This window comes from Desulfoluna butyratoxydans (genome assembly GCF_900699765.1).
In the GTDB taxonomy this organism is placed as follows: domain Bacteria; phylum Desulfobacterota; class Desulfobacteria; order Desulfobacterales; family Desulfolunaceae; genus Desulfoluna; species Desulfoluna butyratoxydans.
Map to the genome: position 1 here is coordinate 176,450 of NZ_CAADHO010000010.1, position 12,994 is coordinate 189,443.

The 12,994-nt window shown below is 57.4% G+C and carries 14 protein-coding genes; 10 read left to right on the forward strand and 4 right to left on the reverse strand.

Features of this window, described 5'->3' with window-relative positions:
* Window positions 1–73 precede the first annotated feature (73 nt).
* Entirely contained in the window at window positions 74–541 is a 468-nt protein-coding gene (gene greA, locus MSL71_RS21815) for a transcription elongation factor GreA (RefSeq protein ID WP_180144880.1), read from the forward strand.
* A gap of 169 nt (window positions 542–710) precedes the next feature.
* On the forward strand, window positions 711–911 hold the full coding sequence (gene rpoZ, locus MSL71_RS21820) for a DNA-directed RNA polymerase subunit omega (protein WP_180144883.1): 201 nt from the start codon (window positions 711–713) through the stop codon (window positions 909–911).
* Here rpoZ and MSL71_RS26755 read toward each other — a convergent pair.
* Window positions 873–1,004, reverse strand: coding sequence for a hypothetical protein (locus MSL71_RS26755; RefSeq protein WP_281374543.1), 132 nt, complete (start codon window positions 1,002–1,004; stop codon window positions 873–875). The genes rpoZ and MSL71_RS26755 overlap by 39 nt on opposite strands.
* Before the next feature lie 63 nt (window positions 1,005–1,067).
* Between MSL71_RS26755 and MSL71_RS21825 the strand changes: the two genes are divergently transcribed.
* Together MSL71_RS21825 and folE2 are read left to right on the forward strand one after the other, a co-directional pair.
* A complete protein-coding gene (locus MSL71_RS21825) occupies window positions 1,068–1,799 on the forward strand; it encodes a PP-loop family protein (RefSeq protein ID WP_281374541.1) in 732 nt (243 codons plus the stop codon).
* Between the two features lie 60 nt (window positions 1,800–1,859).
* Window positions 1,860–2,660, forward strand: coding sequence for a GTP cyclohydrolase FolE2 (gene folE2, locus MSL71_RS21830; RefSeq protein WP_180144886.1), 801 nt, complete (start codon window positions 1,860–1,862; stop codon window positions 2,658–2,660).
* A 79-nt stretch (window positions 2,661–2,739) separates the two neighbouring features.
* Here folE2 and MSL71_RS21835 read toward each other — a convergent pair whose 3' ends face one another.
* The 3 genes from MSL71_RS21835 to MSL71_RS21845 all read right to left on the reverse strand — a co-directional run bounded on the left by MSL71_RS21835 (window position 2,740) and on the right by MSL71_RS21845 (window position 6,767).
* The gene (locus tag MSL71_RS21835; protein WP_180144889.1) at window positions 2,740–3,954 is read right to left on the reverse strand and encodes a D-alanyl-D-alanine carboxypeptidase/D-alanyl-D-alanine-endopeptidase; all 1,215 of its coding nucleotides are present in this window, start codon (window positions 3,952–3,954) and stop codon (window positions 2,740–2,742) included.
* Window positions 3,955–3,967: 13 nt separating this feature from the next.
* Complete coding sequence (dtd, locus tag MSL71_RS21840; protein ID WP_180144893.1) at window positions 3,968–4,408, reverse strand: D-aminoacyl-tRNA deacylase; 441 nt, start codon at window positions 4,406–4,408, stop codon at window positions 3,968–3,970.
* A gap of 94 nt (window positions 4,409–4,502) precedes the next feature.
* The gene (locus tag MSL71_RS21845) at window positions 4,503–6,767 is read right to left on the reverse strand and encodes a Tex family protein (protein ID WP_180144897.1); all 2,265 of its coding nucleotides are present in this window, start codon (window positions 6,765–6,767) and stop codon (window positions 4,503–4,505) included.
* Window positions 6,768–7,529: 762 nt separating this feature from the next.
* Here MSL71_RS21845 and MSL71_RS21850 point away from each other — a divergent pair.
* The 6 genes from MSL71_RS21850 to MSL71_RS21875 all read left to right on the forward strand — a co-directional run bounded on the left by MSL71_RS21850 (window position 7,530) and on the right by MSL71_RS21875 (window position 12,964).
* Window positions 7,530–8,456 carry a hypothetical protein gene (locus MSL71_RS21850; RefSeq protein ID WP_180144900.1) on the forward strand — a complete coding sequence of 309 codons (927 nt, stop codon included), beginning with the start codon at window positions 7,530–7,532 and terminating at the stop codon, window positions 8,454–8,456.
* Window positions 8,457–8,549: 93 nt separating this feature from the next.
* Window positions 8,550–9,164, forward strand: coding sequence for a GTP-binding protein (locus tag MSL71_RS21855; RefSeq protein WP_180144903.1), 615 nt, complete (start codon window positions 8,550–8,552; stop codon window positions 9,162–9,164).
* 118 nt (window positions 9,165–9,282) lie between these two features.
* Window positions 9,283–10,446 (forward strand): cyclic nucleotide-binding domain-containing protein, encoded by a 1,164-nt coding sequence (locus MSL71_RS21860; RefSeq protein WP_180144906.1) that lies wholly within the window; start codon window positions 9,283–9,285, stop codon window positions 10,444–10,446.
* 198 nt (window positions 10,447–10,644) lie between these two features.
* A complete protein-coding gene (locus MSL71_RS21865) occupies window positions 10,645–10,980 on the forward strand; it encodes a PilZ domain-containing protein (RefSeq protein WP_180144909.1) in 336 nt (111 codons plus the stop codon).
* Window positions 10,981–11,291: 311 nt separating this feature from the next.
* Window positions 11,292–12,167 (forward strand): phosphoribosylaminoimidazolesuccinocarboxamide synthase, encoded by an 876-nt coding sequence (locus MSL71_RS21870; protein WP_180144912.1) that lies wholly within the window; start codon window positions 11,292–11,294, stop codon window positions 12,165–12,167.
* A gap of 401 nt (window positions 12,168–12,568) precedes the next feature.
* Window positions 12,569–12,964, forward strand: coding sequence for a roadblock/LC7 domain-containing protein (locus MSL71_RS21875; protein ID WP_180144915.1), 396 nt, complete (start codon window positions 12,569–12,571; stop codon window positions 12,962–12,964).
* Window positions 12,965–12,994: the final 30 nt, after the last annotated feature.

Sequence of the window (12,994 nt, forward strand, 5' to 3'; positions counted from 1 at the left end):
TTTTGTTTTTAAAGGACACTGTAACGGGGTCGGGCCATTGCCCGGGTCCCACAGAAACACCAGGAGCACTATTTTGAAGACCATTCCCATTACCAAGGAAGGCTACGAAACTTTGAAAAGGGAACTCCACCAGCTGAAGACGGTGGATCGCCCCAAGACCATTGAAGCCATCGAGGTCGCACGAAGCCATGGGGACCTTTCGGAAAATGCCGAGTACGACGCGGCAAAAGACCGTCAGTCCTTCATTGAAGGGCGTATCATGGATCTGGAGTACAAGGTCGCCAACGCTGATGTGATCGATCCCGAAACCCTTCCCTCGGACAAGGTGGTCTTCGCCAGCCGATTTGTTCTTGAAAATGTTGACACCGGTGAAGAAGTGACCTATCAGCTGGTCGGTCAGGAGGAGTCGGACATTGCAAAGGGCAAGGTTTCTGTTTCGTCTCCCCTGGGTCAGGCCATCCTCGGCAAGGCTCCGGGAAGCGAAGTGACTGTCCAGGCCCCCGGCGGCCAGCGACTCTACGAGCTTGTTGAGATCTTGTAATCTTTTTTTGGTTCGTATATAGTAATAAGTCGGCATGGGGCCCGGTTTCGTTTTTGTCACGGCCCGGCTCACCCGTAACGACAGTTGATTTCCCCCGGAGGAGCGCGGCTTTTCGCGTTTCAGACCGGTATACAAAACACGTTATTTTTCGAACACAAGGAGAATGACCTTGGCCAGAGTAACCGTTGAAGATTGCCTTGAGAAGGTACCCAATCGCTTTATGCTCGTGCATATGGCTTCCAAGCGCGTACGCCAGATTCGTGACGGAGCTGAATTCGTCGTTCAGTCCGCCAACAACGAAGATGTTGTCACCGCCCTTAGAGAGATTGCCTCAGGCAAGGTCTTCCTGAAAACGGAAGACGAGTCGTAGCCCGCTTTCGATCAGGTCAGCCTGTGACAGGTCACCTTTCACTTCGGGCCGCAGTTTCTGTGGCGGCCTGAAGGGGTGGCTGTCGTCCTTCATGATCCTCTCCTTCCCGGCTTTTGCAGGGCCCACCCAACCATTCCACAGATTTTCAGGAACAATGTGATACGAGAAACGCGAATATACCAGCGCCTCAATCGTGCCATGGGGAAAGCCATCCACCAGTACGCCATGATTGAAGACGGCGACAGGATTGCCTTGGGGCTTTCGGGAGGAAAGGACAGCCTGACCCTTTTGACTCTTCTTGTGGAGCGGCTTCGCAGGATCCCGGTGACGTACTCCATCCACCCGATTTATATCGATCCCGGATTCGACGGCGGGTTTGCCGACGAGCTGGCGGCGCATTGCCGCGGGCTGGGGTTGACCCTGACGTGCGAAATCACGAATCACGGCCCGGAAGCCCACAAGGATGAGCAGGCCGCGAACCCCTGTTTTATCTGTTCGCGCCTGAGACGAAAGCGGTTGTTTGAATTGACCTCCGAGCTGGGGTGCCGCACCCTGGCCCTGGGTCATAACAAGGATGATGTCATTGAAACCCTGCTCATCAACATGTTTTACTCGGGACAGATCAGCACGATGATGCCTCACCAGTCGATGTTTAACGGTGAAGTCACGGTGATCCGGCCTCTCTACCTGGCCGAGGAAGCCGACATTGTCCGGTTTGCATCGGAACAGGCGTTGCCGGTCTACACCAACCCGTGCCCTTCGGCGGCGGTATCAAAACGCCGTGAAATCAAAGATCTTTTGACTGCGCTCTGCAAGGATAACCCCCACGTCAAAGGAAATCTTTTCCGATCCCTGAGCCAGGTCCGGTTGGACTACTTGTTGACATAGCGTCGTTTCTTTGCTTTTGTTGTTCTACAACTCACTTTGACAGGGGACGGAACAGACAACATGATTGATATGCAGAAACAGCCTGATTATCGCAATATTCCTATTGATCAGGTCGGCATTAAAAATTTGAAATACCCGGTGCGTGTCCTGGACAGGTCCAACGGAACCCAGCATACGGTGGCCTCCATCAACATGTATGTGGATCTGCCTCACCACTCCAAGGGTACCCATATGAGTCGCTTCGTCGAGCTGTTGCATTCCTTTCGAAACGACCTGGAGCTTTCGCTGCCCACCCTCTCTCGTATACTAGTTGAGATGAAAAAAATCCTGGGCGCGAAATCTTCCCATGTGGATATTACTTTTCCCTATTTTATTGAGAAAACTGCTCCGGAAAGCCATTCCCCCGGGCTGGTGGATTATTCGTGCCGGTTCCTGGGAACGAGCAATGAGCACGACGAGATTGATTTGATCTCGGAGGTGGTGGTTCCCATCACGTCCCTGTGCCCCTGCTCCAAGGAGATCAGCACCCATGGAGCCCACAACCAGCGCGGTGAAGTGCGACTGGCCACGCGATTTCGCAAGTTCAACTGGATCGAGGACATGATTGAGCTGGTGGAGCAGGCTGCGTCGTGTGAGATCTACTCGGTGCTCAAGCGCGTGGACGAAAAGTACGTCACGGAGCAGGCCTACAACAACCCCAAGTTTGTTGAGGACATCGTCCGGGATATCGCCACGGCCCTGAACCGGGACGACAACATCACCTGGTTCGAGCTGAGCGCTGAGAACTTTGAGTCCATTCACAATCACAGCGCCTATGCGTACATCGCAAGCACCAAAGAGGGGATCGTCGCCGGAGCGTGAGTCTTCCTTTTTAAAGGGTATTTTGTTACGAAACATGGAAACGGGCCCGTTGACGCAATGCGTCGGCGGGCCCGTTTTTTTATTGGCGGGGTGCCTGGTCGGCCAGGGCGATTTTCAGGGCCTTTAAGATGCGGCCCGCGTTTCCGTTTGCCCGGTGGGTAAAGATGACAAAGCGATACTGCCGGCCGTCGGGCATGGCGAGGTATCCCACCCGGGTGGAGACCCCGTTGAGGGTTCCGGTTTTGTACCGGGCGCCGTTCTCTTTATGAAGCAGGGGGGCGTAGGGCTTAAAGCACACCAGAAGGGCGTCCATGGTTCGGGCCGTGAGGGTGTTTTTCCGGGAGATGCCGGAGCCCTCCACCACGGCGGGGCACTGCCCGATGAGGCGTGTCATCACATCGCAGAAGGTTTTGCGCCCTTTTTCCAGGGTGGCGGGGCTCCCTTTGGCGTGGGCGCCGGAGGTCAGGAAAAGCTGGTTGGCCATGAAGTTGTTGGAAAACGCCATGAGCTTTTGCACAACCTCGGGAAGCGTCCAGGGGGAAAACAACCGCCGGGTGTAGGGAAGGGGGCCTTCGGGCATGGGACGCGGCGCCACGGTGCCCGTTACGGTGATGCCGTGCTGTTGCAGGAACCAGCCGAAGAGGTGGCCCGCATAGAGACGGCTCTCGGCCGGAGAGAGGCGGATGCGCCCGCCCGGGGCGTCCCGTGGGATCCGTTTGGCCACAAAGGGGAGCAGGGGGGTCTGGGGCTCGGCGCTCACAAGGGCTTCCTTTTTCGTCCTGCGATAATTCACCGTATTGAAATTGGCGCAGAGGGCCCCGTTGGGGGCATCGTAGGGCTGGCTTGACCGGGCGGACACCCCGGGGATGGTGATGCGGTCAACGTAGGTGTCGTCCACCCGGATGCCGGTGACGCGGCGCACTCCCCGGGCCATAAGTTCCCCGGCCACCTTTTTCGCATACGCTTCCAGTACCTCGGAGGTAAGCAGGGGGTCTCCGTACCCTTTGAGAAAGAGGGTGTGCTCGTTGGTGAGGGCCACATCAGTGGGGAACCGGTAGGCCTCCCCCAGGGTCTGGAAGGCCATCAGGGCCGTGGCGACCTTCAGGGTTGAGGCGGGGACGGACAGGGTGTCGGGGTTCTGAGCGTAGACCACTCTGTGGGGCTCTTCGGTGACCAGCAGGGCATCGGAAGGGCGAAGAACGGCCGCAAGGGCCGGGGGCAGGGCCTCGCCGCCTGCCAGGGACGGCAGGAGAAGGAGGGCGAGGCCCGTAAGGATCAAAAGGGGGCGTTTCATGGGGGTTAAGCCTCTACTTGCTCTCGACAATGAGGGTCACGGGCCCGTCGTTGGTGAGGGAGACTTCCATGTGGGTCTGGAACCGCCCGGTCTCTGCGGGGATTCCCTTGAACCGCACCGCTTCGATAAAGCAGTTGTAAAGGGCGTCGGCCTCATCGGGCGGGGCCGCATCGATAAAGGAAGGGCGTCGCCCTTTGCTGCAGTCTCCGTAGAGGGTGAACTGGGAGACCACCAGCATGGCGCCCCCCACGTCCTGCAGGGAACGGTTCATCTTGCCGTCCTCGTCTTCAAAGATCCGCAGGCCCGAAATCTTATCGGCCAGGTAGCGGGCCTCCTTTTCCGTGTCGCCCCGGCCGACGCCGAGGAGCACCACCAGCCCTTTGTCGATGGCTCCGGTCTCTTCGCCTTCCACCTGAACCGATCCCTGGCTGACGCGTTGTACCACTGCTCGCATTCCATACTCCGTATCTGGCTGTGACGGCCCGCGCTGTGCGCGGGCCAGATATCTTTAGGCCGGGCCCTCCTTGGCAGAGCCGCCCGGCAGGGGATTATTTTTTCAAGAGGTCGGCAAAGGGGTTGTTGAAGGGGCGGCCCTTGTCTTCCCTTCGCTGGGAATTCTTGGGCTGCCGTTTGGGCTTTGTCGGCCGTGGGGGCTGTTTTTTGTCCTGGGGGGCGGACCCGCCTTCGGAGGGGCTCTTCATGGACAGGGAGATTCGCTTCCGGGGTTTGTCGATGCCGATGACCCGCACCTGCACCTTCTGGTGGACCTTCACCACGTCCGCAGGGTTCTTGACGAATTTATCGGACATCTCGCTGATGTGCACAAGCCCGTCCTGGTGAACGCCGATATCCACAAAGGCACCGAAGGCGGTGACGTTGGTGACGACGCCGGGAAGGCGCATGCCCTCCTCAAGATCGTCCATGGTCTCCACCCCTTCCCGGTAGTTGAAGAGCTTGAAGTCGTCACGGGGGTCCCGCCCGGGCTTGGCCAGCTCCTCGCAGATGTCGGTGAGGGTGGGGAGTCCCACGGTGTCCGTGATGTAGGCGGAGAGGTCCAGAGCCTGCTTCAGGTCGGTGCGCCCGATGAGGGAGGAGACGTCCGCATGGAGATCCTTTGCCATGGCGTCCACGATCCCGTAGCTCTCCGGGTGAACCGCGCTTGAATCAAGGGGGTTTTGTGCTTTGACGATGCGGAGGAATCCGGCGCATTGTTCAAAGGCCTTGGGGCCCAGGCGGGGTACCTTGAGGAGGGCCTTCCGGGTTTCGAAGGGCCCGTTTTCATCGCGGTACCCCACAATGTTGCGTGCCAGCTGGGGACCGAGGCCCGACACATAGGTGAGGAGCTCGGCACTGGCCCGGTTGACGTCCACGCCCACCCCGTTGACACAGCTGACCACGGTGTCGTCCAGGGAGTTTTTCAGGGCGGTCTGGTCCACGTCGTGCTGATACTGGCCCACGCCGATGGATTTGGGGTCGATCTTCACCAGTTCGGACAGGGGATCCATGAGGCGCCTGCCGATGGAGACAGCGCCCCTTACGGTGAGGTCCAGGTCGGGGAACTCTTTTCTGGCGGTCTCCGAGGCCGAATAGATGGAGGCGCCGCTTTCGTTGACCAGGGTGACGATGATCTCCCTGGGCAGGCCCAGGCCCTTGACGAACCGTTCGGTCTCCCTGCCGGCCGTGCCGTTGCCGATGGCCACGGCTTCCATGTTGAACCGTTCCACCAGGTTCCGGATGGTCTCGGCGGCCTTTTTATCTTTGTGCTCGCCCATGTTGGGGTAGATGGTGTCGTTGTGGAGCAGCTTGCCCTGGCTGTCCAGGCACACCACCTTGCAGCCGGTTCGGAACCCGGGGTCGATGCCCAGGACCCGCCTGGCACCCATGGGCGGGGAGAGGAGGAGTTCCCTTAAGTTGTCGGCAAAGACCGTGATGGCCTCCCGGTCGGCCCGCTCTTTGGACAGGAGCCGCGCTTCGGTCTCCATGGCCCGTGAGAGGAGGCGCTTGTACCCTTGCTCAAGGGCTTTGCGCACCAGGGCGGAGTCGGGGCCGTCCCCTGTGATGAGCAGGGTGTTCAGGATCTGGAGGGCATCCTCTTCGGTGGGGCGGATGGTGAGGTTGAGGACCTCTTCCCGTTCACCGCGCCGGGCGGCGAGGATGCGGTGGGACGGCGCGTCGTGAAGGGGTTCGTTCCAGTCAAAGTAGTCCCGGAACTTGGCGCCTTTCTCTTCCATGCCCGTGGCCACACGGCAGGAGATGGTGCTCTTTTTGGCGTAGAGTTCGCGCAGGGCCTTTCGGACAGGCTCCTGTTCGTTGATCCATTCGGCCATGATGTCCACGGCACCGGCCAGGGCGTCTGCCGGGGTCTCCACGCCCTTTGCGTTATCCACGAAGTCCGGGGCCAGGGCTTCCGGGTTTTGACCTGTCTGGGCGAATATCGCCTCGGCCAGGGGTTCCAGGCCTTTTTCCCGTGCCTGCTGGCCTTTGGTGCGCCGTTTGGGGCGGAATGGAAGGTAAATATCTTCAAGGTCGGCCAGGGCGTCCGAGGCCCGGACACGTGCCTCCAGTTCGTCGGTGAGGTGTCCGTTTTTTTCAAGGGAGGTGAGGATGGTCGCCTTGCGCGCGTCCAGTTCTCTGAGTTGGGCCGAAAGGTCCCGTATTTCGGCGACGGCCACTTCGTCGAGGCTGCCCGTGGCCTCTTTACGGTAGCGGGCGATAAAGGGAACGGTGGCGCCCTGGTCGAGGAGAGCCAGGGTTTCGGTGACCTGGGCCGGCGTTACGTTCAGTCGGCCGGCAATCATTGCTGTGTTGTCCATTCAGTTGACCCGTTTAATCAGGTTAATGGGGTATGCGAGGGCTCGGGCACGAAAGCGCCGTGTTGTCACTTCGGGGCCCGCCCGGAGGGGAGCCCTGCGCCCTGTGCGCTGTCGGTTTTGTCTTTAAGGTCTGAGCCTGCGTCCATGGACAGGGGTGGAATCCGTATCCGTCACGGGGGCCTTTGTCCATGGTCGGCTGTCATCGTTACCATGAAACGGTGGCGTGAAAAACCCTTTTCGCAGAACGCAGGTGAAAAGGCGGCCCATGGTCCGTGCCGCTCATTTGTGTTTGACATCCTCCCTGTGTAAGGCAGATAATAAAAAGGTGTAGAAAAATAGCTGCACTTTATTGAAATAAAGGATAGGCATCGGATTTTCAATTGAATTTTCCCGGCGGCGTGGCCCTCACCGCGAGGAGGGACCATGCGCTCTGCCTGCTGAAACACACCATCTATCAAGGGATTTTGAAATTTATGTGTTGACATAATGCGCTGAAAAAATAATATTTCTGTTTCAGAACGTGAGTTTGGCAGCCTGGTCGGCGGCCGACGGCAGGGCCTAACCTGTTCCCCATGCAGGCTTTTTTGGACCGTCGCAATCAGGCAGGCCGGTCCTGCGGCGTCCCTGATGCGGTTTGACGGTATGTCGGCCGGACAAAGGGCACCCCCAGGGGAAAATGCAACCCCTGTGCAACTCACGAATTCACATGCGACCTGTATCATGGTTGGCGGTACAGCATTATTATCCTTCAGGGGTCGTTGAATGAATATCAAAGAGAGAGTCAAATCACTGCTCAAAGAGGCCGAGCTTTACAAGTCTCAGCGCCTCTTGAGAGAAGCCCGTAAAAAATACACCCTTGTCATCGACATTCTTCAACAACAGACCCGCATCCAGAATCGTGACGTCCTCATCGCAGCCGTGGAGAAAAAACGGGAAGATCTGGACCATGCCATTGCCAAGTGGGACCAGTCCCGTGTCAATCCCGAGGTTTCAAGCAAAGTCCAGGATTTGATCAAGCGGCTCTTCACCACGACCGAAGAGGGACTGAGCGACGATGAAAAAGAGATAAACGAAGCCATTACCCTTGCCAAGTTCGGTCAGCATCGAAAAGCCCTGGAAGAGTTCCGGCGACTGGTGCGCCGCCCCGGCATCAGCCTTTCGGCTGCGAAAAACGCTGTAAAATGCCATCTTGAGCTTTCCGAGGCCGCTGAGGCCGTGGATATGGTGAAGCGCTGGTGGTCAAAGGGCTTTTTTACTCCGGAGCAGTATACCTCCCTGACGCAGTTCATGCAGGCCGCCTTTGAGAAAAACGGCATCGCATGGGATGACGCCGCCATGGCCACCGACGGCGGGGCGGTTTCCCTGGAGGAGGACTTTACAGCTCCGGTGGACGACGATATCATTGACATCACGTCCATCGGCATCAATTTTCAAGGGGGGCCCATGGAGGGGCAGCACGTGGAACTGGATGTCAGCTTTCAGTCCGGGAGCCTGCTGAGCCTCATCGTGGGGAGCAGCGAAAAGGCGCTTCTGGAGTATTTGGGGAAAGGCAAGCCCATCCACGACGTCGATTTTTTCTCCCCCATTGCAATTTTTAAAGGTGCTGCGGTGGTGGAATCCAACACCGAGATCCTCTCCGGCCCGAAAAAGGGGGATTTCAGTCTGGATATCCGTATCAACAGTATGTAACCATGCCCACTGCATGGCGGGTGATGCAGACAATCCGTTTTCAACAGGTACAACGAAATGGGCCACGCCCATTTGCCACAATGCGGGAACCATATGGCCATATTTAACATCCAGAAGCGTGAAATTGAGTGCAAAATTGTCTACTACGGCCCCGGCAGGTGTGGGAAGACGACCAACCTCGAGTACATATTCAAAGCCTTTAAAAAACAGGTGACCGGTGAAATGGTCTCCGTGGATACCGAAGGGGACAGCACGCTTTTTTTTGACTTTCTTCCCATGGGGCTCGGCAAAATCAACGGATGCGACGTGCGTGTCCAGATCTTTACCGTCCCCGGGCAGCAGAAGTACAGCTCCACCCGTAAGCTGGTGCTCAAGGGGCTGGACGGGGTCGTTTTTGTCGCCGACTCCCTGGCGGTTCGCCGGGAGAAGAACATGCTCTCCCTCAAAGACCTTCAGCAAAACCTGAAAGAGTACGGCCAGAGTATCACGCGGATTCCCCTGGTGCTCCAGTACAACAAACGGGACCTTGCCGATGAGGGGGTGCCCATCATGTCCGTTGAGCAGATGGAAAGGGACCTCAACCGCCAGCTCAAGGTGAAGAGTTTCGAAGCCAGCGCCACCCGGGGAACCGGTGTGGGCAAGACCCTTCAGGAGTGTCTCAAGCAGACCCTGATCTCTCTTCACAAGGAGTTGCAGTGGGCCAAGTAAGGGCCGGGGCGTCGCCCCTTGGCCTCTGGTATGCGACATTGCAGTAATGGTTGATGGAGACCGCGCCCATGGTGCGGTTTCTTTGTCCGTAAACCGATGAAAGACGATACGGGGCACGATGAGTTCACAACCTGTACTGACAGGCGATTTAAGTTTTTTTGACCTTGCGGACCTTCTGCAGCTCCTCAGTGCCGACGGCAAGAGCGGCGTGGTGAAGCTCTCCAGTCGGTATGTGGAGACACCCGGCGTGATCTACGTCCTCGACGGCAATCCCGTCAACGCCTTCTGCGACGGCAGGGAAGGGGAGGAAGCCCTCTACGCCCTGTTCGGCTGGGGCGAGGGCGGCTTTGAGGTGTCCCGGGAAGAGTTTCCCGGCGATCGGGTCATTCAGAAATCCGCCATGGCCATCATTCTGGACGCCCTGAAGATGGTGGATGAAGGCGAGATCGAAAAGGTGGGGCCCGTCCAGTACACCGGGGACAAGATGCGGGACGAATCCGGTCGCATTCACCTGCCCGTGGCTCGCGGGCCCGCGTTCTCCGATTACATGTACCTCGCCGATGAAGAGGCTTTCCGGGCCGGGGACCGTATCATTGAGCAGGGTCGCCACGGCAACTGGATCTGGGTGGTCCTGGAGGGCGTGGTCAAGATCGTGAAGAACACCTCCATGGGCTCGGTGGTGGTCTCCCGTGTGGGGAGCGGCGCCTTTGTGGGGAATCTCTCCTCCATGACGCGACCCGATCACCCCCGCTCGGCCACAGCCGTGGCCGAAGGAGAGGTTCTTCTGGGGGTCATCGATACCCGGCAGCTTACCTCGGACCTTGCCGGACTCTCCGAGGATCTTCTGTACGTGGTCAGGGGCCTTGAGCACCGCCTTGCCATGATTTCGGACCGGGCCGTTGCGTTGAAGTACAGCGGGAAGCCCATGTCCGGTCTGCCCCGTGAGATCAAGCCCGTGGTTCGCCAGGGCGACCATGTCACCAAGATGTTTTCCATTGAAGCAGGCCAGGCCTATCTTGTTCAGGAGAACGGGGGAGAAAAGGTGTTTCTGGGTGCCATGGGGCCGGGGGACTTTATCGGCCGCCTGCCCATGTTCAAGCATGTCCATGAACCGGACATGGCCTCGGTATATGCCTCACCGGACTTGAAACTCAGCATTCTGGATACGGATGTGTTGATGGCTGAGTATGACAAAGCGCCGAACCTTATCAAGAATATGATCGAGTACACCTCGGTCTGTGTCTCCCTGATTACGGACCTGGCCTCTCGAAATATTTTGTAAGTTTAGATGCCGCCACGGACCTTTGAAAACCTGCCGATACGACGCCATGGCCCTTCCGTTGGTTCCGGGAGCCTGTGGCCGTTGCAGGTTTAACGTTTTTTGGTGCATCCACACGATATGGTGTTGACGCAGGGGAAGGGGTGCCGGCCTTTTCCTGCAGACGAAGAGTGTCCGGTACCAACCGTCAGGACTGCCCCCATGGAAAAAAGAAAACACACACGCTACAACTCGACCAACCTCCTTTCCTACGCCTGTGTCAATGCGGAGAACACCGTGGTCCAGCAGGGCATGGGAAAAACCCTCGACGTCAGCGAAGGGGGAATCCTTCTGGAGACCCATGTTCCCATTGACCCCAACCACAGAGTTCATCTGGACATCGGGTTCAGGGACGATGTGGTGGAGATTGTCGGCGAGGTGGCCTACACCCGCACGGGGAAGACCGGGCGTGCTGAATCCGGAATCCGTTTTGGAGAACTCAGCGACAGGGACCATGAGATCCTTCTCAAGTTTGTCGAGGGGTTCCAGAAGGGGTAGCTCTCGGGGTGGTCCCGGCGGTAAGTCGTCGGAATGATACTGTCTGGCCTTGCCTTTGGGCTCCGCGGTGCCATGCCATGGACCCGGGTCCGGCTTTTCGGGAGACATCCGTCGGTTCCGGGGAGGAAGCAGCTGGCCGCCAGTGCTTTTGGGGCCTGGATTGTGTGCGTCCTGAGAAGGAACACCGACCTGAAACCTTTGGATTTACCTGTTATTGAATAAGTGCTATACAGTGAGGCAAAATAAATACCGGCCTGCAATGGGCATGATGTTTTTTTAAACCGAGTTTATCTTCTTTATGGAGTAATGGTATGTACACCAGCAATCTTGAAGGCGTTCAACTGGTTCAGAAAGGGAAAGTACGGGACATCTACGATCTTGGAGATTCCCTCTTGATGGTGGCAACGGACAGGCTCTCGGCCTTTGACGTGGTGCTGCCCGATCCCATCCCCGAAAAAGGGCGGGTCCTGACCCAGATTTCACTGTACTGGTATGAGCAGATGCGCTCTCTCATCGACAACCACCTGATCACAGCGGATGTGGACGCGTACCCTGAGATCCTGAAGCCCCACGCGGAAGCCCTCAGGGGCCGCAGCATGATCGTCAGGAAAGCCAAGCCCCTGATGGTTGAGTGTGTGGTGAGGGGATATATCTCCGGGTCCGGCTGGAAGTCCTACAAGAAAGACGGTACCGTGTGCGGTATCCCCCTGCCCGAAGGCCTGAAGGAGTCGGATCGCCTGGCCGAGCCCCTCTTTACCCCCTCCACCAAAGCAGACGTGGGCGACCACGATATCAACATCTCCTTTGAAGAGGCCGCCGAGATCATCGGGGCGGACATGGCGGAAAAGGTTCGGGACATCAGCCTTGCCATCTACAACAAAGGGGTTGAGGTCGCCGCTGAAAAGGGCATCATCATCGCTGATACCAAATTTGAGTTCGGGATCTGCGACGGCGAGCTGATCCTCATCGATGAAGTCTTGACCCCGGACTCTTCCCGATTCTGGCCCAAGGCCACCTACAAGCCCGGTGGCGCTCAGGAGAGCTTTGACAAGCAGTTTGTCCGGGATTACCTGGAGACCCTGACCTGGGATAAAACCCCTCCGGGACCCTCCATCCCCGGGGAGGTGCTTGAGCGCACGTCCAAAAAATATCTGGAAGCCCTCGAACTCTTCACGGGAAAGGCTTAAGGGGCATCGCACCCATGAGCGACATACGCCCCATGACGCCTTTCCTTGCCCGCACCGGGAGCGCTGTGTCCTCAGAGATGCCGGAGTGCCCTGTTATTGAAGAGGATCATTTCCTTGCAGGGCCTCTGCCGGAAAACCCCCCGAACACACATTTACCGTAGAAAACAAACAGCGGATCAACACGTGATCCGCTGTTTGTCATTTGTTTTAAATTGATTAATCAATTTAAATGAGCTATAGGGTTATAGGATCTGCCTGTTATTACTTAGGATCAATGTTTTCTGGTCTGTTCGAGTAACCGGTTGATATCGACAGAAGAAACCTCTGCCTGTAGACATTCCAGACGCACTGCCGCCAGGCATGAAACCCATCAACAGATACGGAGCGAAGGACCCGCCAATATGGATTTTCCCTTTGATTTCAGTAAAAAACAACTTGAATCCATTGAAGATGTCCTGAATGAAGAGCTCATTGAGCTCGGTGTTCAGAGCGTTGTGCTTATCGACCTGGCAGGCAACGTGATTGTCAACCTGGACAACGGTCGGTGCCAACATGACGTGTATTCGCTTGCGGCCCTTGCTGCCGCGAACTTCGGTGCGGTCAGTGCCATGGCCAACATCATCGGAGAGGAAGAGTTTTCTCTGTTGTTCCATAAGGGGGAAAGCGACAGCATTCATTTCAGCAAAATTGGAACCGATTTGCTTCTCCTGACCATTTTCGGAAAAGATGTGTCCCTGGGATTTCTTCGCTTGAAAGTCAACGAGGCAAACGACAGGATCCGGGACCTCCTGGTTTAGAGGCGTCGGACCGCCGGCATGTTAGAGAAT

Excerpts from the sequence above, each read along its gene's own strand:
- MSL71_RS21855 (WP_180144903.1), top strand. The coding sequence starts at position 8,550 with ATGGCCATATTTAACATCCAGAAGCGTGAAATTGAGTGCAAAATTGTC.
- MSL71_RS21835 (WP_180144889.1), bottom strand. The coding sequence starts at position 3,954 with ATGAAACGCCCCCTTTTGATCCTTACGGGCCTCGCCCTCCTTCTCCTG.
- MSL71_RS21845 (WP_180144897.1), bottom strand. The coding sequence starts at position 6,767 with ATGGACAACACAGCAATGATTGCCGGCCGACTGAACGTAACGCCGGCC.
- MSL71_RS26755 (WP_281374543.1), bottom strand. The coding sequence starts at position 1,004 with ATGAAGGACGACAGCCACCCCTTCAGGCCGCCACAGAAACTGCGGCCC.
- dtd (WP_180144893.1), bottom strand. The coding sequence starts at position 4,408 with ATGCGAGCAGTGGTACAACGCGTCAGCCAGGGATCGGTTCAGGTGGAA.
- MSL71_RS21870 (WP_180144912.1), top strand. The coding sequence starts at position 11,292 with ATGTACACCAGCAATCTTGAAGGCGTTCAACTGGTTCAGAAAGGGAAA.
- folE2 (WP_180144886.1), top strand. The coding sequence starts at position 1,860 with ATGATTGATATGCAGAAACAGCCTGATTATCGCAATATTCCTATTGAT.
- MSL71_RS21865 (WP_180144909.1), top strand. The coding sequence starts at position 10,645 with ATGGAAAAAAGAAAACACACACGCTACAACTCGACCAACCTCCTTTCC.
- MSL71_RS21860 (WP_180144906.1), top strand. The coding sequence starts at position 9,283 with ATGAGTTCACAACCTGTACTGACAGGCGATTTAAGTTTTTTTGACCTT.
- MSL71_RS21850 (WP_180144900.1), top strand. The coding sequence starts at position 7,530 with ATGAATATCAAAGAGAGAGTCAAATCACTGCTCAAAGAGGCCGAGCTT.
- MSL71_RS21875 (WP_180144915.1), top strand. The coding sequence starts at position 12,569 with ATGGATTTTCCCTTTGATTTCAGTAAAAAACAACTTGAATCCATTGAA.